Source organism: uncultured Cytophaga sp. (genome assembly GCF_937863595.1).
GTDB lineage: Bacteria > Bacteroidota > Bacteroidia > Cytophagales > Cytophagaceae > Cytophaga.
Window position 1 is genome coordinate 23,263 of the sequence record NZ_CALMGQ010000014.1, and the last position, 20,693, is coordinate 43,955.

The 20,693-nt window shown below is 35.0% G+C and carries 17 protein-coding genes; 12 read left to right on the forward strand and 5 right to left on the reverse strand.

Annotated features, from left to right (window positions below; all coding sequences use genetic code 11):
• The 5 genes from Q0543_RS01305 (at position 1) to Q0543_RS01325 (ending at position 4,314) form a co-directional block, all read left to right on the forward strand.
• The gene (locus Q0543_RS01305) at positions 1–687 is read left to right on the forward strand and encodes a type 1 glutamine amidotransferase (protein ID WP_299247965.1); all 687 of its coding nucleotides are present in this window, start codon (positions 1–3) and stop codon (positions 685–687) included.
• A 114-nt stretch (positions 688–801) separates the two neighbouring features.
• The gene (locus Q0543_RS01310; RefSeq protein WP_299247967.1) at positions 802–1,638 is read left to right on the forward strand and encodes a DUF2490 domain-containing protein; all 837 of its coding nucleotides are present in this window, start codon (positions 802–804) and stop codon (positions 1,636–1,638) included.
• 125 nt (positions 1,639–1,763) lie between these two features.
• Entirely contained in the window at positions 1,764–3,131 is a 1,368-nt protein-coding gene (gene radA, locus Q0543_RS01315) for a DNA repair protein RadA (protein ID WP_299247970.1), read from the forward strand.
• Between the two features lie 7 nt (positions 3,132–3,138).
• Positions 3,139–3,645 (forward strand): hypothetical protein, encoded by a 507-nt coding sequence (locus Q0543_RS01320; protein ID WP_299247973.1) that lies wholly within the window; start codon positions 3,139–3,141, stop codon positions 3,643–3,645.
• A 3-nt stretch (positions 3,646–3,648) separates the two neighbouring features.
• Complete coding sequence (locus tag Q0543_RS01325; protein ID WP_299247975.1) at positions 3,649–4,314, forward strand: MgtC/SapB family protein; 666 nt, start codon at positions 3,649–3,651, stop codon at positions 4,312–4,314.
• A gap of 77 nt (positions 4,315–4,391) precedes the next feature.
• Here the strand turns inward: Q0543_RS01325 and Q0543_RS01330 are convergent, their stop codons facing one another.
• A complete protein-coding gene (locus tag Q0543_RS01330; protein WP_299247978.1) occupies positions 4,392–5,987 on the reverse strand; it encodes a hypothetical protein in 1,596 nt (531 codons plus the stop codon).
• A 52-nt stretch (positions 5,988–6,039) separates the two neighbouring features.
• Between Q0543_RS01330 and Q0543_RS01335 the strand changes: the two genes are divergently transcribed.
• Complete coding sequence (locus Q0543_RS01335) at positions 6,040–6,765, forward strand: hypothetical protein (protein WP_299247981.1); 726 nt, start codon at positions 6,040–6,042, stop codon at positions 6,763–6,765.
• Positions 6,766–6,825: 60 nt separating this feature from the next.
• Here the strand turns inward: Q0543_RS01335 and Q0543_RS01340 are convergent, their stop codons facing one another.
• Complete coding sequence (locus tag Q0543_RS01340) at positions 6,826–7,224, reverse strand: hypothetical protein (protein ID WP_299247983.1); 399 nt, start codon at positions 7,222–7,224, stop codon at positions 6,826–6,828.
• A 202-nt stretch (positions 7,225–7,426) separates the two neighbouring features.
• Between Q0543_RS01340 and Q0543_RS01345 the strand changes: the two genes are divergently transcribed.
• Entirely contained in the window at positions 7,427–8,206 is a 780-nt protein-coding gene (locus Q0543_RS01345) for a hypothetical protein (RefSeq protein WP_299247986.1), read from the forward strand.
• A gap of 129 nt (positions 8,207–8,335) precedes the next feature.
• Complete coding sequence (asnB, locus tag Q0543_RS01350) at positions 8,336–10,183, forward strand: asparagine synthase (glutamine-hydrolyzing) (protein WP_299247989.1); 1,848 nt, start codon at positions 8,336–8,338, stop codon at positions 10,181–10,183.
• A 60-nt stretch (positions 10,184–10,243) separates the two neighbouring features.
• Here asnB and Q0543_RS01355 read toward each other — a convergent pair whose 3' ends face one another.
• A complete protein-coding gene (locus tag Q0543_RS01355) occupies positions 10,244–11,524 on the reverse strand; it encodes an MFS transporter (protein ID WP_299247992.1) in 1,281 nt (426 codons plus the stop codon).
• A gap of 145 nt (positions 11,525–11,669) precedes the next feature.
• Between Q0543_RS01355 and Q0543_RS01360 the strand changes: the two genes are divergently transcribed.
• Entirely contained in the window at positions 11,670–11,975 is a 306-nt protein-coding gene (locus Q0543_RS01360) for a DUF4286 family protein (RefSeq protein ID WP_299247994.1), read from the forward strand.
• 287 nt (positions 11,976–12,262) lie between these two features.
• Here Q0543_RS01360 and serS read toward each other — a convergent pair whose 3' ends face one another.
• Positions 12,263–13,534 (reverse strand): serine--tRNA ligase, encoded by a 1,272-nt coding sequence (gene serS, locus Q0543_RS01365; protein ID WP_299247996.1) that lies wholly within the window; start codon positions 13,532–13,534, stop codon positions 12,263–12,265.
• A 306-nt stretch (positions 13,535–13,840) separates the two neighbouring features.
• Here serS and rho point away from each other — a divergent pair, with 306 nt between their 5' ends.
• Entirely contained in the window at positions 13,841–15,595 is a 1,755-nt protein-coding gene (gene rho / locus Q0543_RS01370) for a transcription termination factor Rho (RefSeq protein ID WP_299247999.1), read from the forward strand.
• 79 nt (positions 15,596–15,674) lie between these two features.
• On the opposite strand, the gene Q0543_RS01375 is transcribed toward rho, so the two are convergent.
• Positions 15,675–16,826, reverse strand: a complete 1,152-nt coding sequence (locus Q0543_RS01375) for a hypothetical protein (protein WP_299248002.1) — start codon at positions 16,824–16,826, stop codon at positions 15,675–15,677.
• A gap of 177 nt (positions 16,827–17,003) precedes the next feature.
• Here Q0543_RS01375 and Q0543_RS01380 point away from each other — a divergent pair, with 177 nt between their 5' ends.
• Both Q0543_RS01380 and Q0543_RS01385 read left to right on the forward strand, forming a co-directional pair.
• Positions 17,004–19,181 carry a DNA topoisomerase 3 gene (locus Q0543_RS01380; protein ID WP_299248005.1) on the forward strand — a complete coding sequence of 726 codons (2,178 nt, stop codon included), beginning with the start codon at positions 17,004–17,006 and terminating at the stop codon, positions 19,179–19,181.
• A gap of 200 nt (positions 19,182–19,381) precedes the next feature.
• On the forward strand, positions 19,382–20,665 hold the full coding sequence (locus Q0543_RS01385) for a glycosyltransferase (RefSeq protein ID WP_299248008.1): 1,284 nt from the start codon (positions 19,382–19,384) through the stop codon (positions 20,663–20,665).
• Positions 20,666–20,693 lie beyond the last annotated feature (28 nt).

Consider the following 20,693-nt stretch of genomic DNA (forward strand, 5'->3'; position numbering starts at 1 on the left):
ATGAATATTCATTATTTTCAACATGTTCCTTTTGAGGGACTTGCTTGTATGGAAGATTGGGTTAGACGCCCTAGCAATAAAGTTACCGCAACGCGTTTTTATGAAGATGGGCGCATGCCTTTTGTAGAATTGTTTGATGTATTAATAGTTTTAGGTGGTCCTATGAGTGTGCACGATGAAAAAGCATATCCATGGTTGGAACAAGAAAAAATATTGATTCAAAAAGCAATTGAGCGTGGCAAGAAAGTAATTGGAATTTGTTTGGGAGCACAGCTCATAGCGGAAGCTTTAGGCGCGTCGGTTTATAAAAATACATTTAGAGAAATTGGCTGGTTACCTGTTAGCAAAACTCCTGCAGCTAAAAAAATCGAACTGTTTTCAGATTTGCCCGACACGATGGATGTGTTTCACTGGCATGGTGAAACCTTTGATTTACCAAAAGGTGCTACGCATTTATTATCGTCTGAAGCATGCGTCAATCAAGCATTTTCATATGGTGACAATGTGCTTGCCTTACAATTCCACATGGAGATGACCAGCGAAGCAATTAAAACGATTACGGAGTTTTGTCAAGACGAATTGGTTGAAGGCCCTTATATTCATAAAGAAGAAACGTTTTACAACGACGATAATATTGTTCGCACAAACCAATGGATGTATCAATTATTAAATAAATTTACACAATAATAATCGTTACCGTTTTATCATAAAAAAGCGAATTGAATATTTTCAGTCCGTTTTTTTATCGTTCCAGATTGTTTCCTGTTTTGATTTCTATGTTTGAATATAGATTTCAACAATATGAAAAAGGGACAAAAAAATATACTTTTATTTTCATTACTGCTGCTATATTATTTAGCTTTTACTACCTATTGTAAAGCTCAAATTAGTCCGCCAGGACTAGGAGCATCTAACACCGCATCTTGGATGGCATTGGGTATTCGACAATCGCTAGATTCATCAAATAAGATACAATCCTTTACCTATGTTGGCTTGGGAAGAACTAGTGGACCTGTTTCACAAAACCCGTATTATAGGCAAGCTATTTTTGTACTCAACCAAGAATTTTATCATAGCTTTCACAAACATTGGCGCTATTCTGCAGCAGTTAGCTATCGTAATCAAAACGAATATAACGACCATGAGCCTTACGAATCGGCTTCTCCAGCACATTCTCAAGAGTTCAGAGTATATGGAAGGTATATGTATCAATTAAAAGTAAAAAGATTTAAATTTGTTGCAACCTATAGGCAGGAGTTTAGATCTTTCTTTAAACCAGATTTTGATCCAAGTCAAAGCCCATATCAATTACGAAGTCGTTTTAGATTGCAAGCAGCCGTTACCTTAGACAACCATAAAGTACACCGATTGAGCGCAAGCTTTGAAACCTTATTTTCTGCGAGTCAAATTTCGAATACATCTACTGCTTGGTCTACTTTTGGATACAAAGAAGCACGATTTTGTTTTTATTATTCTGTAGACCCCAGAAATGCCTCGCTTATTTTTAATGTAGGCTATATGAATGATTTAATCGGTAGAGGTGCGGATGTTCAAAGTGTTAGTTACCTCGCTTTCGATGTAATTTGGGAAAATCCTTTTAAAGCATTTCAACGGGAAGATTTAAAACCAATTGAATAATTGGAAATAAGGAACAATGTTTTTTAAAATTTCTACATTTTAATGGCATTCAATACTATTTTGTAAAACCTTTTTTCATTTTCATTTATACTATTCGTACTTTGTATGTTCCTAATTACAAATGTATGGCTAAAGTTAAATCCTCGTATTTCTGTCAAAGTTGTGGCGCACAATCACCAAAGTGGGTGGGCCGTTGTCCTTCTTGCGGCGAATGGAATACCTACGTAGAAGAAATTATCCAGAAAGAAGATAAAACTTCTTGGAATAGCAGTTCTACAAAAGTAGCACAACGCCCACGTCACTTAAAGGAAATTACATACAGTCAAGAGCAACGCATTGTAACACCTGATGGCGAGTTGAATAGAGTATTGGGAGGTGGCATTGTGCCGGGTTCAATTGTATTAATTGGCGGCGAACCAGGTATAGGTAAATCTACGTTAATGTTGCAAGTGGCTTTAAAACTTTCTACAATAAAAGTATTGTATGTGTCAGGAGAAGAGAGTGAGCAACAAATTAAAATGCGTGCCGAACGAATTGAAGTACCTTCGGACGCGTGCTATATTTTAACAGAAACATCTACTCAAAATATTTTTAAACAAATTGAAATACTCCAGCCAGAAGTGTTGGTTATTGATTCCATACAAACCTTACATTCAGCGTTTATCGAGTCTGCAGCCGGTAGCATTTCACAAGTGCGTGAATGTACAGCCGAATTATTAAAGTATGCTAAAGAAAGTGGAACACCTGTTTTCTTGATTGGACATATTACAAAAGAAGGCACCTTGGCTGGTCCGAAAGTATTAGAGCACATGGTTGATACGGTATTGCAATTTGAAGGGGATCAACATTTATCATATCGTATTTTACGCACAACAAAAAATCGTTTTGGATCCACGTCCGAGTTGGGGATTTATCAAATGTCAGCAGAAGGTTTGCGTGAAGTAACCAACCCATCTGAAATATTATTATCGCAACGCGACGAGCCAATAAGTGGCATTGCAATAGGCGCAACGCTAGAAGGGAATAGACCTCTATTAATAGAAATACAATCACTCGTGAGTGCAGCAACATACGGTACGCCACAACGCAGCAGCACAGGCTTTGATTCTAAACGATTAAATATGTTATTGGCCGTTTTAGAAAAGAGGGGCGGCATGCGCTTTGGTGCGCAAGATGTATTTTTAAATATTGCCGGTGGGATTAAAGTAGAAGACCCTGCGCTTGACATGGCCGTATGCGTAAGTTTGGTTTCGTCGTTTAATGATGCAATAATCCCAGGGGACATGTGCTTTGCTGGAGAAGTAGGTTTGGGTGGAGAAATCAGAGCTGTAAACCGTGTGGAGCAACGCATTTCGGAAGCAGAAAAGTTAGGCTTCAAGCACATATTCATTTCTAAATACAATATGAAGAGCTTGGATCAAAAACGCTTTTCAATCCAACTACATGAAGTATCTCGTTTAGGAGAAGTATTTGATTCTCTTTTGAATAATTAATTTTAAAATGAATTTAAAAGATTCCTTGTTAGAAGCTCATAGCCTTTCGAATACAACGAAGATTCGAGATTGGGTGTTGGAATCAAAGAAGAATCTTAAAAAATTAATGGTTTTATTTTTAAGTCCAGATAAGAAATGCGCGCAACGCGCATCTTGGGTAGTAAGTAAGGTGTATGATATAAAACCTGAATGGCTTTATGTTTACGAAAGAGAGTTGATTGCAGCCTTAGAAAAACCTATACACGGAAGTATACGTAGAAATAGTTTAAGGATGTTGCAAACGATGTCCATTCAGGAAGAAAACCAAGGTAAATTGGTAGAGATTGTATTCGAAAGACTTATGGATGCAAAGGAAGAACTCGCTGTAAAAGCTTTTGCCATGACGGTTGCATATAATTTAGTGTTGCCTTATCCGGAATTACAATCAGAATTAAAAATAATTATTCAAGACCAATTACCTTTTGCCACACCGAGTTTTAAAAGTCGTGCCAATAAAATTTTAAGTAAAATATAACCTATGGATATTATTGCAGACATAGAATCACAATTAAAGCACATAGATTATCCGTTGATAAAACTTGGACTTTCTTTGTGCTTGGGCGCATTGATTGGCGCCGAGAGAGAGTATAAAAGTAAAGTTGCTGGGTTCAGAACAATCATATTAATTACCATCGGTTCTACTTTGTTTACACTTGTTTCTGTAGCATTGATGGGACAAGGAGATCCAACACGTATTGCATCAACGATTGTTACAGGCATTGGTTTCTTGGGCGCAGGGGTTATCTATAAAGAAACGGGTTCAGTTAGAGGCATTACAACAGCAGCAGTTATCTGGACAGCAGCAGCAATTGGTATGATGGTGGGCTTTGGCATGTTTGCGATTTCTATCATTTCAGTGGTATTGGTATTAATTATTTTACTTACTTTTTCTTGGGTACAACGATACATTGATCGCACAAGTAGAGAAAAAATCTATCGCTTGTATCTTGGCAATAATGTAGACAATATTCAATCGATTAAACAATTGATCAAATCGTTTAAATTAAGTCCAAAAATTGTTAATCAAGGGAAGCGCAAAGGCATGATATACTTGGTGATTGAGGTAGATGGACCTGTAAAATTCCATCACAATTTAATGAAATCACTATATCAATTGGATATAGTTGATTCATTTGATGTGTAAAGAATTAATAGTATCAAAAAAATGGGTGGCTTTATACAAAGCCACCCATTTTTTTGATACTATTAATTCTACAATCTTTATTTCAATTCCAATTTCCCAATTTTATATTCACTAGATAAATAACCTAATAGAAGAACTTGATTGTCGTCTACTTGAGCTGAAAACTTCGGTCGTGTCGCTATACCTTTTCCTTTATCTGGAGCAGGCATTAACACACGTTTTTTCAAATTTCCGTCACCATCAATTGATATTAAAGCCACTTGAGATTTCTGAGGATTTTTAGTTCTGTATTGTTTTGGAGAAAACTCTGTACCATTTACTGGGTTGTCATTATAAAAAATATACACAATGTCTTTATGTTCAAAAACGCCAATGGAAGAATAGAAGCCATAATCGTCTGTAGACACTTGAAATTTTGGAATGTTAGAACACCATGCTCGCTCGCCACTAGAGTTGAATTTAGTGACCATAACATTGTTGTAATAATAATAATAGGTAGTCCTTGTTGTGGTTCCGCCATTCGCATTCGTAGTTGTTGTTGTAACAACATTAACCCAATACTTCTCACTAATTACAACAACTTCTTCTTTATCGTTTACAAATAAATCAACGATGTCATAATTGTATAATTGATCTGTAGCTTTTGGTTTCTTTTTTTCAGGTTTATTCGGATCAGAGACTTCTTCATCTAAGGGTTTATTGTATACCACAGCTAAGAAGGCAGCATCAAATTCTTTTTGTTTCGCATAAACTACTTTTTTGTTTAGTAAATCAATCTTAGAAATAATGGTACCAGCTAACGCATTTAATTTCTTTTCAGAATAAAATCCAGGCACATACATAAACCGTGATTCTTTATCAATGATAATAGACAAGCCCGTTATTTTATTATCACCAACACGCAAGTCATATTCTTTGTATTCTTTTGTAGCCGTATAATAAGATAAAATATAATAATTGAAATCTATTTTATCGTCATTTGATTTATTATTAAGTTCTTCTCTTTTTAAATCTACACTATATACCAAATGGATGTTACTTGCATTATCAATGATATAATCAATGATTGTTGTATTAGATCCTTTATAGGGCAATTCAATAAATGACATACCCTTTTCTAAGAAATTTTCATCGATTATTTTATAGTGAAATTTTTCTTTTTCGTTGTTTTTTTCTTTAAAATTTGAAAATATTAAAATAGACTTTTCATCTTCAGACAACGTAACATCATAGGTTACAGATTTTTTTGAAGCTAAATTGTCAAATGAATTTACTTCATAAAGTTTTGGATCCAGCAAACCTTCCTTTGAAATGTAACTGGCAAAAAGTCTTTTTGTATCGGTTTTGCCATCATACAAACTTGAAAAAACAATAATTTTTGTTTTAGAAATAATGATATTTTCAAAAATCGTTTTGTCTTTTTTCGTCAAATAGACATCTAACTCTTTGGTCCAAAGCCAATTCATATTTAAATCGAACTTTTCTAAGGACGTATTAACACCAACGCCTTTTAAAATATAGAATCCAGATTCATCTTTACCTAACACATCTGATGGCAAAGACCCTCTGCTAACTTTATTCGGCGCACCCCAACGCACTTCAATATCTTGGGCATGCAATTGCTGAAAAGCAATTACAAAAAGGAATGAAAACGCAACGAAAATAATTTTCATATTAGTTTATATTTATAAGTAACTTTGACAAATATCTAAAAAATCCATTCAAATGAAACCTTTTAAATCGGTATTATTTTTTATTCTGTTCTGCTATGGCTCACATGCACAGACAGTACCAGATAATTCAGGTCAAATTAAGGTATATGATTCATATCAACCTTCAAAAAGTACTAAGAGCTTAAAAAGGAACAAGTTCTCAATAAACCCCTTAGGCGTTTTAATTGGCGATTATCCCTTGTATTATGAAAGAATGTTTGGTAATACATTTAGTATTGAACTAGCAGTTGGTGTAACCTATCAAAACTATATAGGAAATATAGTCGACATTGGAAGGGCCAATTCAAATTCGAATAGTGACGATGAAAAATTGTATAAATTAGGCCGCACGTTTAGCATTTCTCCAAAAGTATATCTTCAAGATGATGGTTTTGAAGGATCCTATTTGGCGCTGTGCTATCGTCACAGGTATTACGCAGATGATGCTATAACTTACCAAGGAAATCCTCTGCCAAGCGCTATGGGAGAATATAAAAAAATTAATAGCTTCACATTTAATTACGGGTATTTATTTTATTTAGGTAAAAATATCATTTTGGATTATTATGTAGGCATAGGCATCAACACCATTAGCGACTCATATGTAGTTTCCGAATACAACCAAAATTATTATAATGGCTGGCCTAACACCAGTCCCCAATATACTTATAAAAACGAAACCAAGAGTAGAACACTTCCTACTGGAATGATGGGGCTAAAATTTTCTTATGAATTTTAGCGAATTTTCAGATAATGGCATTTAATAAAAAAGACTACAATAGATGTAGTCTTTTTTCATTTAATTATCATCATAATCTTTATTCAATTTCAATCTAATATAGAACAGCAAGGAATGTTCTTCAACGGATACATATTTATCGCTTTTTGCAATTTTATTTAATTCTTGCACAATCAATTCGTATACATCAAAAGGGATGTCGATTTTTTTAGCGAGGGTCTCTACAAGTTCCATTTTTTGTGTTTCAGTTAGTGTATGCGTATATGCATTCACTTCTTTAATGATGGCGTCTTTTTGTTCTTCCGTTTGAAAAAATACACGTACTAATGTATTGTGCAAACTATCGTTTAATGCGATTGCTTCTTCTTTATTAATAACAAAATCAGATTCTGCTAAAAAGATATACAGAAACGAAACCAAATAATTAATATCCCAATGTTCTAATAGTCTGTCTTTCATAGTTGTTTTATAAGGTATAAAGGTATGGTATTTACAAGAATGTTTTAATAGAAAATTGAATTATTATATTTTATAAGTATCTAAATAACAAGGAATAAAAATTTTTTGCCAATATGTTTAAAATACTTAAACAAGTCTTCGTTTATATTTTCTGTAAAATGCGCAATCCTGTTGTATCTTGCAGTATAATTAACGAGCTCTAATGAAAGGCTTTTTTAAAAAGTATCTAGGTTTTATTTACCCTTCAAAAACATCTGCTGATAAAGCAGATGCTGATATAACACACGGTGAAAGAGATCAACTACATCCGCTAACTACAACAAGACCTGCTGAAGAACCCTATGTATTCAAATCTGCTGTGGAGGAAGAAGAGGGGTACGAGGCATTTGCTCGTTATTTATCTTTACGAATCATTCGAAAAGTAGATTTAGAGACTTTTCCAGAAGATGCATTTTATGTGCGTGAAATGTTGGACGACACGAAGACTATTTTAGTATTAGATTATCCCTCATCTATTGAGCACGTATTAAGAACAAATGCAGCTGATTGGAAAATATCAGAAGAAGAATTATTTGATCGAGCACTAAAGAATATTCAAGAAACATATCATCGTGTTGTCATTCCGTATGAAGGGCATCCAAATGCAGGCATGCTAACTCTTTCTGGTGAGGACGCTTTTAAAACCTCTGCAGTTTTATATTTAGAAGAATATCCAGCCTTGCAAGGTACGCATGGGGCACTTGTGGCATTACCAGACAAAGATACCTTTTTATGCAAGCCTATTGAAGATGACTTATCCTTAGAAGTAGGAATGGAATTTCTGGTTCATTTTACAGATGAAACCTATTACAAGTCTGAACATCCTATTTCAAGACAAATCTATTGGTATATCAATGGCGAGTTTACCGTCATTCCGTATAGTATCGGTATTGAACGAATGAATTATGTCTTACCTTTTGATTTAGAAGATCGCTTGTTTTGATAGAATCCTTGGGTTAATTTATATTTTTTAAAACAACGACTATCTGAATAGAAAAGCCGTATGTATGATTAAAATCAAGCGCTTATTAACGCTTGGTTTTTTAAAAACAGAACTTTACCTTCGTAGGATATGTGTGGAATAACCGGATTTATTTCTAGTAACTGGGTATTGAATGATCTTCAAAAAATGACCCGAAAACTCAAACATCGAGGGCCAGATGCAGAAGGTTTTTATTCCAATACAGAACAAGATATATTTTTAGGACATAGAAGGCTAAGTATATTAGACTTATCAGATGCTGCAAACCAGCCATTTTATTCGAATGATAATCGGTATGTGATGGTGTATAACGGCGAGGTATTTAATTATCAGGAAATTGCTGCTAAATATGCCATTCAAACCAAGACGACAAGTGACACAGAAGTAATTATTGAACTCTTTGCAAAAATAGGAGTTGATGCATTTCAAGAATTCAACGGCATGTTTGCCATCGCAATTTGGGATACCTTAGAAGAAAAGTTGACTTTAGTACGAGATCGTTTCGGCATCAAACCACTTTGTTACTATGATGGTCCAAATGGATTTGCATTTGCTTCTGAGCTAAAAGCAATCATAGAACTTCCGATCCCTAGATTGATTAATACGGAAGCTTTGGCAGATTATTTATTTTTAGAATACATACCAAAACCGAATACCATTTTTCAAAATATAAAAAAATTGACGAATGGATGTTACCTAGAAGTTACGAATAAAGTGAACGTAAAAATCAAATCGTTTTATGATATTCGCGACAAGTACAATCCAACACCAATTAAGGAAGAAAATGCAATAGAGGAATTTCATTCATTACTTTCAAAAGCGGTAAAATCAAGAATGATTAGCGATGTACCCATAGGTGCATTTTTAAGTGGAGGTGTGGACTCATCTTTAATTGTAGCAAAGTTTCAAGAACAAAGCGCCTTGCCTGTCGAAACATTTACGATTTCATTTGATGAAAAAAAATTCGATGAAAGTTCATATGCACGTAGAGTTGCAGATATATTAAAAACAAACCATCACGAATACAAATTACCAAAGGAAGATATATTTAATGTATTGAAAGATGCAGTAGAGTTTTACGATGAACCATTTTCTGTATCTTCGGTTTTACCGAGTTTATTGATTTCGAAGGTTACGAAGCAACATACATCTGTAGCATTATCAGGTGATGGCGGAGACGAGTTATTCATGGGATACAATACCTATTATTGGTATAACCGAATTGACACATTAAAAAAAATAGGTGGCAATGCCTCCTTAAAGTTGGCTGGCAGTATATTGAAAATGTTAGGAGGAAAACCTGCATTGAAAGCACGATATTTTGAAGGAGCGAATGATGCGGACCCATATTTAAATTTATGGTCACAAGAGCAACATATGTTTACGCAAAAAGAAATTGGCTCATTGTTGAATTACAAGTATAAACATGCTACTACAATTCCGTATTGGGAATCTCTAGAAAAAATTTCTCTATCCAACGAACAAGCCATTTCATTTTTTGATATCAATCATTATTTAGCAGATGATTTAATGTACAAAATGGATATTGCTTCAATGCGTCATAGTTTAGAAGTACGTTGTCCATTTTTGGATTATAATTTAGCTGAATTTGCAATTAATTTGCCACTTGATTTAAAAATTAAAAATGGCACACAAAAGTATATTTTAAAAAAGGCATTAGAGCGCTATATTCCCAAAGATATTATTTATAGAACCAAATGGGGCTTTTCTGCACCTACAGAAGGTTGGCTTAAGGGATCTCATAATTATTTAATTGAGCATTATTTGAATAAAAAATATATTGACGCTCAAGGTATTTTTAATTCAAATGAAATTGAAAAATTAACATTTGAGTTTAAATCCGGAAATCTCTTTCATAACAAACGTATATGGACCTTATTAATTTTCCAATTATGGTTTGAGCAATTTATGGATTAAGAATACTAGTTGCGATGCAAATTACATTCATTAATATGTAAAATGACGACAACGAGTGTATCAATAAAAATTATTTCTTTTTTCGTATACAGAACCTTTAGTGCCAAACCAAATGAGTACAGAATAGGCTAGCAATAAAACAGGGAAGGCAGAAATGATGGAATAATCTGTTAACAAATACACAAATAACAAGGGCACTACAGCACCGCCAAATACAGACATTACCAAGACACCACTTGCTTTAACAGCATATTTACCCATCCCATCAATGCCCATGGTAAATACCGTTGGCCATACAATTGAATTGCACAAACCAATTAAAACCAATAGATACAAAGCAGGATCCACTGTCTGTGTTACAATATGTTTTTCATTGTTATTTACAATGAGATAAACCAACAATAAGAAGACTGCTGTACTACCAGAAAGCTTCATTAATTTACGCGGACTTGTTGCCACAAACAACAAACCTGCACCAACAAATCTACCTAGAAGTGCTAAGCCCCAATAGTAGGGGATTAATGAAACCCCTTTTTCTGAAATATAATAAGCCAAGGAAACTTCTGCACCAACATACAAAAATAAGGTTATTGCTCCATTTACAACTTGAGGATATTGGAATATATATTTGCGCGGCTCTTTTTCATTTGGTCGAATAAGAGGTGTCTGATCTTCAATATGTACTTTCGGCAATTCTGAAAGTACGACTATTAGCATGAGTAAAAACCAAATAGATCCAAATACAAGATAAGGGACTTGAACCATTAAAATTTTATGTTCCATAATTTGCTCAGGTGTCATGGCAACAATCGTTGCTGGATCTAATCCTGAAATCGAAAGAAATAAACCTCCAGCAAGCAAGGGCGCTAAAAATGTCCCAAACGAGTTAAATGCTTGAATAAAAGATAATTTTGCAGCACCTTTCCCCCGCATACCCAATAAAGCAACATAAGGATTACTTGCTACTTGTAAAAACGTAAAACCGGCACCCAATACAAAAAGTGCCATTAATAGTTTTACAAATGAATTGGATTCGGCTGCTGGGTAAAATAAGAAACAACCAAAGCTTGCCAATCCCGCCCCAATGATTATTCCTTTTCTAAAACCAACGATATTGATTAAATAACCAGCAGGCAGTGCAATTACAAAGTAGGTGGCATAAAGCGCAAGGTTAATACTCAAAGATTCGTAAAAACTTAATTTAAAAACGTCGCGCAACTCTTCAATCAAAGAGAAATTTAATACAGTTATAAACCCCCACATTAAAAAAAGGGTTGAAAGTACTAAAAAAACTTTTGTGTAATTGATGGAACTTTGCGTGTTTGGATACATCGAATTCATTATGGTTTGTTCAACAAAAAAAGATTCAAGTGTTTTACGAAAATAAGAAACTTATGTTCGACCATTAATTTACTATTTTAATGTATTGAATAAAATGTATGTTCATTTATTTTTTATTTTCATTCTAAAGTATTAATTCGCATACATGATTTTATTTAATACAACATTTAATTTAGATCCTGCTGTTGAAACAGACTGGATTAATTGGGCGAAAGACGTTTACTTCACAAATGCCTTAGATTCAGGCTATGTGCTTCGACATAATTTAATGAAATTGCGCTTCGAGCAAGAAGGAAGCGGCAGTACGTACAGTCTTCAGTTGTTTTTTGACAAAGACAATCATCTAGAAAAATTCTTGCAAGATTGGGAACAGAAAGCAATGAATGAACTTGCACAACGATTTGGCTCAAATGCTGTGTATTTCCAAACTATGCTAGACGTTGTAATATAAGGGAGTAAGCTTTTTAAGCAAAGGCAGTTTTGATTAGAGCGCATTGAAAAATTGTAATAAACCTGTCTAATAAATTGTATAGCAATCAAAGCTACGTTGCTCATTACATAGGCTAATACAGTTTCTCTGCCTTGGCGTATTATTTAACAAGGGTTTTGGGAATAATAGATTATACTGCAGAATTTCTACACTAAACTACGTTGTTGCAAAAGACTACGTTGTTGCAAAAGTATAAAAAAATATAAGTGGTTGAGGGATTCAGGTCGAATCAATCAACCACTTATATTTTAATTAATGGTATCAAATCCTGTATACGATTGCAATACTTTTGGAATACGAATACCTTCAGGTGTTTGATTGTTCTCTAAAATTGAAGCCACAATGCGTGGCAAAGCTAAAGCACTACCATTTAGCGTATGCAATAACTGCATTTTACCATCTGTTTTATAACGTAGCTTAAGTCTATTCGCTTGATAGGATTCGAAGTTACTTACCGAACTTACTTCCAACCAACGTTTTTGTGCAGCAGAAAATACTTCAAAATCAAACGTAAGTGCAGATGTAAAACTCATATCGCCTGCACATAGATGCAAAATGCGGTACGGCAATTCAAGTTTTTCTAATATACCTTGTACATGTTTTTTCATTTCTTCTAAAACAGCATAGGAATTTTCTGGCTTGGTAATTTGTACTATTTCAACTTTATCGAATTGATGCAATCTATTTAAGCCTCTAACATCCGCACCCCAAGACCCCGCTTCTCTTCTGAAGCATGGCGTATAACCCGCATTTTTAATTGGAAGATCTTCTTCTTTAAGAATCACATCACGATACATATTGGTAATAGGCACTTCAGCCGTAGGGATCAAATAATATTTATCTTCATTTGCATAATACATTTGACCGTCTTTGTCGGGCAATTGGCCTGTAGCATAAGCCGAAGCTTCATTTACTAGAATAGGAGGTTGCACCTCTATGTAGCCACTTTTAACAGCTTCATCCAAGAAAAAATTGATTAAGGCACGCTGCAAACGAGCACCTTTATTTTTGTATACAGGAAAACCTGCTCCCGTAATTTTATTCCCTAATTCAAAATCAATAATATCATACTTCTTAATCAGCTCCCAATGCGGCTGCGCATCAACATGTAAAACGGGTATTTCACCGTGAGAATGAATGGTAATATTTTCCTCTGGAGTTTTACCAGCGGGAACACTTGCATGGGGAAGGTTGGGTAATGTTACAAGGAGATTTATTAGCTCGTCTTCCGACTTGGTTAAAGATTCTTGCAATTCTTTTGTTTTCGTACGCAATTCAGTTGCAGCTACCTTTTCAAGTTCCGCCTCTTCTTTTTTGCCTGACTTCATTAAATCACCTACGAGCTTGGCTTTATTATTTGCTTCTGCTAGAAGTACATCCAAATTATGTTGTGTTTCTCTTCTAAATTGGTCTTTATCAATGACTTCATTTACTAAAACTTCAGCGTTAGCAACATATTTCTTTGTAAGTCCCTCAATAACGACAGACTTATTTTCACGGATATAATTGATTTGCAACATGTTTATATTAAATTTGGGTGCTGAATATAGGTATGCAAGTTACAAGAAATACGGCTTATTGAAATTAAAAATTTCATAATGTTTTATGTTTTTCCTTACTTGCCCTTGACAATAACACATTGTTCTAGTATACTTGTATCATCAATTCGTTATCAGCCACAATTTTCTGCTGCTCACCAAGATTTCAATAATCAAATACGTTGTATTATTATTCTTTGAACCAGGCGTTGCGCGAGCAAACTGTGCAAAAATACGAATGAATTAAACCCACCTACCCTTAGATTTCAATTACATCAGCACACATTTATGTACAACATTGAAGAATTAGATTTAAAGCTATTATCTGAATTAAGAGTAATAGCCGAAAAAATGGACGTTTCGAATTACAAAAAATTACAAAAAAAAGAATTGGTTTATAAAATTTTAGACCAACAAGCATTAAACCCAACAATCGCAACAGCCGTGCGAAAAGAAGTAGCAAGCGAATCCACTTTTTCAGATAACGCAGAAAGAATCACCGAAACAGAAAGCAACACCACAAGCGGAAGTCGTGCGAAACGATCGAACGTTAAAGCTGCAGAAACGGCAGAAGACGATAATTATATAACTGCTGAAGCATCTGCTCCAGAACCTACACCATCAACTGCTAAAGCTGCACCTTCAGTAAAAGCAGATTCAACACCAGGCAGAAGAGTTAGACAGTCTATTGTTCCTACAGAGGAAGTGCCTTTGGAAAGAGAAAGACCTGTTCGCACTTCGTATTCTGAAGAAAGACCAGCACGCAATAACTTTGAAGAACGCCAACCGCGCAGTTCTAATACTGAAGAGCGTCAACCGCGTTCATATAATGAAGAGCGTATCTCTCCAAGATCTATGGAAGAACGTACAGATGTTCCAGAACGCCCAATGAGACAAACGACATCATCACAATATTCCGTAAAAGAATTTGATGGTGTAATTGTAAACTCAGGTGTATTGGAAATTATCTCTGAAGGATACGGCTTCTTGCGTTCTCCAGATTACAACTTCATGGCTAGCCCAGATGATATCTACGTTTCTCCTTCTCAAATAAAACTATTTGGGTTGAAAACTGGAGATACTATCGTTGGACAAATTCGCCCTCCAAAAGAAGGAGAAAAATATTTTGCTTTATTAAAAGTTGAAACAGTAAACGGAAAAACAACGGAACAAATTCGCGACCGTATTCCGTTTGAATACTTAACACCGATATTTCCTCAAGACCGTTTAAATCTTTCTACTACGCACAACCAATTGTCAACACGTATCTTGGATATGTTTGCACCGATTGGTAAAGGTCAACGTGGTATGATTGTAGCACAACCTAAAACAGGTAAAACGGTTTTATTAAAAGAAATCGCAAACGCAATCGCAGCAAATCACCCAGAGGTATACTTAATCATTTTATTGATTGACGAGCGTCCGGAAGAAGTTACAGACATTGCACGTAGCGTTAAAGCAGAAGTGATCTCTTCTACGTTTGATGAACAAGCAGATCGTCACGTGAAGGTTGCAAGCATGGTGCTTGAAAAAGCCAAACGTATGGTAGAATGTGGTCACGATGTTGTAATCCTATTAGATTCAATCACTCGTTTGGCTAGAGCATACAATACGGTTGTTCCTTCCTCAGGTAAAATACTTTCAGGAGGTGTGGATGCAAATGCATTGCATAAGCCTAAAAAATTCTTTGGTGCAGCACGTAACGTAGAAAACGGAGGCTCATTAACAATCATCGCTACCGCATTGATTGAAACAGGTTCTAAAATGGACGAAGTTATCTTTGAAGAATTTAAAGGTACTGGTAACATGGAACTTCAATTGGATCGTAAGCTTGCAAACAAACGTATTTATCCTGCAATCGATGTACCTGCATCTGGCACACGTCGCGAAGATTTATTGATCGATAAAGAAGCACTTTCTCGTATCTGGATCTTACGTAAATACATGTCTGATATGAACTCAATTGAAGCAATGGACTTCTTGATTGACAGAATGGCGAAAACAAAAAATAACGATGAGTTTTTGATTTCCATGAATGGGTAATCAATGCATCTAATCCATATAATTAAAAATGCCCCTGTAAATTTACAGGGGCATTTTTAATTATATGGATTATGAAATTTTAGAAGCCTAGGGGTGAGTTATTGAAAAAGTGGTAATAAGTATATAATTGCAGGCAAAATAAACAACCTAAAATAAGAAATTTATATTTCGTTTTATATAGATGGTATGCAAGGATGATAAAGAGTGGAAACAACGTTGAAATATAACGAGGCATTGAAATTACAGAACCAGCAGTTAATGGCAAAATGATTGCGAGCCAAATAAGTATATTAAAACTTAAGGGAAGTTTTCTCCATGCAAAAAGAGCAAAAATCATTGCAATTACCGTATATGTTGAATTGAACATATCCATCAAATTACTTGCTTGATCATGATATTGATATAATGCATTGTAAGGCATCATTGTTGTTTTTCCCCAGCCTCCCTGAGCAACTGCAAAAGCGAAATAATATCCGGTTTTAGAGTATTGATATAAGCAGTAAATACCTAATGCAATTGGTGCAGCCAGAAAGTACAAAGAATTTAAAATTGTAGATCGGCTAAAAAGTTTTTTCCAGTCAAAACTCCAATTTTGAAAAACATCAGTTTGTTCCAAATAGTAAAAATAAAGCGGTGCAACGAGAACAATTCCATTTGGCCTGATTAACGTCAAAGGAATTAGAAAAAGAGAAAGTAGCAGGTATTGTTTTTTATATATACAGATAAAACTAAAGATCATGAAGGTAAAAAACAATGCTTCCGTGTAAAACATAGAATAATAGTAATGGAAAGGGAATACCATAACGAGTATCGTAATATAAAACGCTTGCAAATTATTTTTACAGTACAAACAACAAAAAGTAAAGAGTCCTACAAAAGTAGTAATTGAAAAGATATAGGATAACAATAAAGCACTTTCAAAAACGCTCCATCCAGCTATATTGGTTATAGCTCTGCAAAGGGAAGGATATACAGGAAAGAAGGCCCATTCACTTTGAATAAGTCTTCCATCATACCAACCTCCAGCTAAGTCTCTTTTTTGAGTGATAGTAGAATAGCCATTTGTTGCAATTCTACTATACCATCCAAAGTCATTTCTACTAAGTGAATATTTATAGGAATCATAATTTATTTCGTTGATATTGCCAGAAAAATAGGCAAATAATAAATAACCAACTTTGAGTAAAAATAAAACAGCTATTATTCGTACAACACCATTAATGTATGTCATTTTCCAAAATTTCAATAATTTGTAATAAAATTCAACGTTAATGTTACAAATTAATAGTTTAAAAACCAATTGACTGGATCCTATAGTTTTTGAGTATACGTATTAAAAATTTAAGCAAGGTGAAATGTTTGTACTATTTTAACGAATATATCACCATAGTAAACAATAAAATAAATAATGAAACTTTGTATTGCCGAAAAACCGAGTGTTGCCAAAGACATAGCAGAAGTGCTGGGTGCAAAAGCACGTAAAGACGGATATTGGGAAGGCAATGGATATCAAGTTACCTGGACGTTTGGCCATTTTTGTACACTGAAAGAACCACACGATTATTTAGACCGTTGGAAAATGTGGCGCTTGGAAGATCTTCCAATGATACCACCAAGTTTTGGCATTAAGCTCATCGATAATTCTGGTGTTAAAAAGCAGTTCAAAGTTATAGAACGATTGGTCCATTCCTGCGAAGAAGTTATAAACTGCGGGGATGCGGGCCAAGAAGGGGAGTTGATACAACGCTGGGTATTGTTGAAAGCAAAATGCGCCGTACCTGTAAAACGTTTGTGGATTTCGTCTTTAACGACACAAGCTATAAAAGATGGATTCTTAAAGTTAAAAGAAGCCGATCAATACAACAACCTATATGCAGCAGGCAGCGCACGTGCTATTGGAGATTGGTTGCTGGGCATGAATGCTACACGTTTGTTTACGAAAAAATTCGGACAAGGTAAAATTGTATTGTCCATTGGTCGTGTGCAAACGCCAACATTGGCAATGATTGTAGCGCGACAAAAAGAAATTGATGCATTCGTTTCCGAAGAGTATTGGGAACTAAAAACACTCTACCGTGAAACGGAGTTTACCGCTACGATAGAACGCTTAAAATCCGTAGAGAAAGCAAACAAAGGCTTAGAATATTTAAAAGGACATCCCTTTGTAGTTACCTCTTTCGAAATCAAAGAAGGTAAAGAAGGCAATCCCAAATTATACGATCTAACATCGTTGCAAGTAGACGCCAATAAAAGGTTTGGATACACGGCAGAAGATACATTAAAACATATACAAACCTTATACGAAAAAAAGGTGGTCTCCTATCCAAGAGTGGACACAACATATCTTTCTGAGGACATATACCCCAAGGTTAAAGGTATTTTAGAAGACCTGACGATGTATAAAAATTTTACTGCCCCTGTATTAGCAAAACCCATCCCAAAATCGAAGGCAGTTTTTGATGATAAAAAAGTAACAGATCACCACGCTATTATTCCAACAGGTGTATTACCTTCTTCTAATCTGCAAATGGAAGAGAAACGCATTTATGATTTAATTGCACGCAGATTTATATCCGTATTTTATCCAGAATGTAAAGTATCAAATACAACGGTGTTGGGTACCGTGGGGCAAGTAGAATTTAAAGCAACGGGAAAACAAATCATCGAGCCGGGCTGGAAAGAAGTCTATGCGAACGATAAAACGGAGAAAAAAGAAGGGGAAGACGAAGAAAAAGTAATGCCCAACTTTGTGGTTGGTGAAACGGGTCCGCACGAACCAAAAGTGCATCAAGGCAAAACCTCTCCGCCCAAAGCTTATACAGAAGCGACCTTATTGCGTGCCATGGAAACAGCTGGCAAGCAAGTGGAAGACGAGGAGATGCGCGAATTGCTAAAGGACAATGGAATCGGACGACCATCCACAAGAGCCAATATTATTGAAACCTTATTCAGACGTAAATACATTGAGCGTAAGAAGAAAAATATTTTTGCTACCCAAACAGGTATGGATTTGATCGACTGCATCCATTCTGAATTATTGAAAAGTGCAGAGCTGACAGGTACTTGGGAACGCAAACTTCGCTTGATGGAGAAAGGAGAATATCAACTTGAGACCTTCAAACAAGAGTTGATTGATATGGTGACCGATATTACCAAAGAGGTAAAAAGTAATTCGTATAAGGCAATCTACATAGCACCTGAAAAATCAAAAACATTTTCAAAAACGGAGAAAGGTGGCACTGCTAAAGAAGCTAGCACGAAAGAAGTCAAAACCAAAGAACTAAAGGAAGCAAAAGAAAAAAAACCGAAAGAAGACGTTGCTATTGACACCTTGAAATGCCCTAAGTGCAAAGAACATTTATTAAAGAAGGGAAACACAGCATATGGCTGCGCAAATTATCAGCAGTGTGGATTTAAAATACCATTTGAGATGTTAGGTAAAAAGCTAAGCGATAAAAATATTTTTGATTTGTTAAGCAAAGGCAAAACAGCTAAACTGAAAGGGTTGAAAATGCCAGGCAACCCAGCAGAGGTGGAAGGCACATTAGTGATGGAAACTGGATTTGTAATTGGATTGAAAAAATAAACATTAAAATAGAGCCTGGTGTAATGCAATCAATGGTATTTAATTAATGGAATGAAGTTACAATTTTGGAAGGTTTTAAAGCTGAAAGCCTTTCATATTAGAGCTAGCGGTATCGCCCCTATAAATTGAGATTATGCACGTACTATGGCTTAATGACATTTTAATAAAAAATTATATTCATTATTTACTTTTTAATACGCATGAAAATACCTGGTTGGTGGAGAGTCTCTTACTTTTATGATAGAAGAGTTGAAGATTTGATTGAATTTGATAAGAACTTTCAGAATTTTAAAATAGGAATATCATTTCGCTATACTAAATGGAAGCTCGATAGAAGCAAACTATTAAATGGTGTTAATATTATTGGTTTTGCAAAAGGAGACTTTGGCATTGCCCAATCCATGCGTCTTGTAACCGATGCCATGAAAACGACGAATATATCGTTTAGTGTTAATAATTCTGGAGATACAGGCGAGCATTCTACAACAAATGAAGAGCTTACTCCTTACCTCACAAAAGATGCACCTTATTTGATCAATCTTTTCACCTATAATGCTGATTTAACTATAAGCTATTGTGAGGGCGCATTTTTTACAAGAGATGGATCTATCCCTTCAAAAAAACAATACAACATTGGTTACGGCTATTGGGAACTTTCTATATTTCCTGTTAAATGGCAGGCACAGGACAAATATCTCAATGAGATCTGGGCTCCTTCAAAATTTATTCAAGGGTTAATAGAAAAATATTCAACACTACCAATACGTTACATACCCCTTCCTGTAGATTTTAAAATCCCGGAGGGCTATACAAGATCACAATTCAACTTGTCGGAAGATAGCATGTTGTATTTGTTTACGTTTGACATGTCTTCTTCTGTTGAAAGGAAAAATCCTCAAGCCGTAATTACGGCATTTTGTAGCGCATTTCCGGTAGAACGTAATGAACAGGTAAGCCTTGTTATTAAAGTAAACAGGGTACAAAATAGGGAAGATCAAGCGTTGAAAGTAGAAGCGTTGAGGCAACAAATTGCCTTCGATCCAAGAATACAAATTATAGATAAAATTCTAGATCGAAGTTCTATATTGGGATTGATATATGTTTGTGATTGTTATGTGTCGCTTCATAGAGCAGAAGGCTTTGGACTTGGTATTGCTGAGGCTATGAAAATGAGCAAAGTGGTGATTGCAACAAACTATTCGGGAAATACAGATTTTATGAATGAAGAAAATTCATGCTTGGTAAATTACACGTTGATACCTGTTCATAAAAATGAATATGTACATGTAGAAGACGGCGCTGTTTGGGCAGATCCAGATGTTGACCAAGCTGCATCTTATATGAAAAAAGTTTACGAAGATAAAGGATACGTAAAAAAGAAAGCAGAGGCGGCTAAATTATATATAGATACACATCATAGTTTTGAAGCGATCGGTAAAGCATACCAACAAAGGCTGCTTGAAATTCTGCATACTGCTGAGTAATCGCGAAGTAAAATAAAAATTTATTTAT